Below are 2,111 nucleotides of genomic sequence, written 5' to 3' on the forward strand. Positions count from 1 at the left end.
CCGGCCTCGCCGGACAGCCAGCGGTCGCCCCACGCCATCAGGGCGGCGATCAGGGGGAAGAAGTCCCGGCCTTCCCGGGTCAGCCGGTACTCCCAGCGCTCGGGGCGGGTCTGGTAGAGGCGGCGCTCCAGCATGCCGCGCTCGACCAGCCGGGTCAGACGGTCGGTCAGGATGTTGCTGGCCACCTTGAGTTGGGCCTGCAGGTCCTTGAACCGCGTCTGGCCATAGAAGCTGGCGGCCACCAGGTGGGCGGTCCAGCGGTCCCCCAGCACCTCGATGGAGCGCTCGAGCATGGGGTGCAGGGGAACGCCGCCGACGCCCTCGGTTCCCGGACCATCGCTGGCGCGACGGGAATGGCGGGCGCGGGGCGCGGGCTCTGATCCTGCGCCCGGTCCGGGCGACAGGACGATGTCGCGCACCTTAACCGGGGCCGTGCAGGCCTGGCAGACAAGGACGGGCCGCAAGGGGTGTCCGCAGGGGTCGTGGATAATCTGGTGCGAAGGACAGGCGGGATCCATCCGCCAGCGCATCTCCCAGCCCAGCAGCATCAGGGCCGAATCGTAGAGGTCCTTGCCCATGGCGGTCAGGTGATACTCGTGGCGGGCGGGCCGGGTCTGGTAGGGGCGGCGCTCCAGAACGCCTGCCGCTTCCAGCCGCCCCAGCCGGTCGACCAGTAGCGAGCGGGCCATACCGGTCATGGCGATGAAGCCCTCGAACCGGCTCACCCGCATAAAGGCGGCATACAGCACCAGCAGGGTCCAGCGATCGCCGATCAGGTTCAGCGCGCGGGCGGCTGAACTGTTCGGGACGAGGGCAGGAGCCTTGGGCTGGACCATGGGGCTTGGTGCGGCGCCGCGCGCCGGACTGTCAATCCGGGCGATGGACTCTGCAAGGGTCGCTTGTATAGTCGGACTAACGAAAAGGCCGTGGGGGAGGTCGCAGTGGTCTATGTGTTGGGCGGATGGCAGAGCGATTTCGCCGCCAACTGGAGCCGGCAGGGCCGTGAGCTGGCCGATGCCTTCGGCGAAGCCGTCGGGGAGGGCCTTGCGGCCGTGGACCTCGATCCCGAAGAGGTCGAAACCGGCCATGTCGGGAATTTCGCCGGGGAGCTCTTTGCGGGCCAGGGCCTGCTGGGCGGTCTGTTCGGCCAGGTGCATCCGGCCTTCGACGGTCTTCCCACTGCCCGCCATGAGGCCGCCTGTGCGTCCGGCAGTGTCGCCCTGCTGGCCGCCACGGCCGAGCTCGAGGCCGGACGCTACGGTCTGGCCTGTGTCGTCGGTATCGAACTGATGCGCAATGTCCCCGGCCAGAAGGCCGCCGAGAATCTCGGCAGCGCGGCCTGGGCCGGTCACGAGTTCCAGGACGCCCGCTTCCTGTGGCCGCGGGCCTTCTCCGACCTCGCCGAGGAATATGACCGCCGCTATGGCCTGAAGTACGAACACCTGATGGGCATTGCCGAAGTCAATTTCGCCAACGGCCGGCGCAATCCCAATGCCCAGACCCGTGACTGGCGGTTCGGGCCCGAGGCCTTTACCGAAAACGACGAAACCAATCCCGTGGTCGAGGGGCGCACCCGCAAGCAGGACTGCGGCCAGGTCACCGACGGCACGGCGGTGGTGTTCCTGGCTTCGCCGGCGCGGGCAAAAGCCTATGCCGACAAGCGGGGCATCCCTCTGGACAGCCTGCCGCGCATCAAGGGCTGGGGTCATCGCTCGGCCCCGATCAGCTATGCGCGCAAGATCGAAAACAGCCGCGAGCAGCCTTACGTCTTCCCGCAGGTACGCCGGGCGATCCTTGACGCCCGCGCCCGGGCCGGGATGGCCGATGACGTGTCGGGCATCGACGCCGTCGAGACCCACGACTGTTTCACCGCCACCGAATACATGGCCATCGACCATCTGGGTCTGACCGCGCCGGGCGAAAGCTGGAAGGCGGTCGAGGCCGGCGACATCGCCCTCGGCGGCAAGCTGCCGATCAACCCGTCCGGCGGTCTGATCGGGGCGGGCCATCCGGTCGGGGCCACGGGGGTTCGCATGATGCTCGACGCTTTCAAGCAGACCACCGGCACCGCCGGCGACTATCAGGTCGAGGGGGCCAGAACGGTGCAGACC

The 2,111-nt window shown here is 68.7% G+C and carries 2 protein-coding genes; one reads left to right on the plus strand and one right to left on the minus strand.

The features are described 5' to 3' along the window. Nucleotides 1-836: winged helix-turn-helix transcriptional regulator (locus DBR10_RS16225; RefSeq protein WP_108556515.1), on the minus strand; the 836-nt coding region annotated here is incomplete at its 3' end. Nucleotides 837-941: 105 nt separating this feature from the next. Here DBR10_RS16225 and DBR10_RS16230 point away from each other — a divergent pair. Beyond that, nucleotides 942-2,111 (plus strand): acetyl-CoA acetyltransferase (locus DBR10_RS16230; RefSeq protein WP_108556514.1); only part of this gene is annotated, 1,170 nt, incomplete at its 3' end.

It is taken from the genome of Caulobacter sp. HMWF025 (genome assembly GCF_003060965.1).
Taxonomy (GTDB): domain Bacteria; phylum Pseudomonadota; class Alphaproteobacteria; order Caulobacterales; family Caulobacteraceae; genus Caulobacter.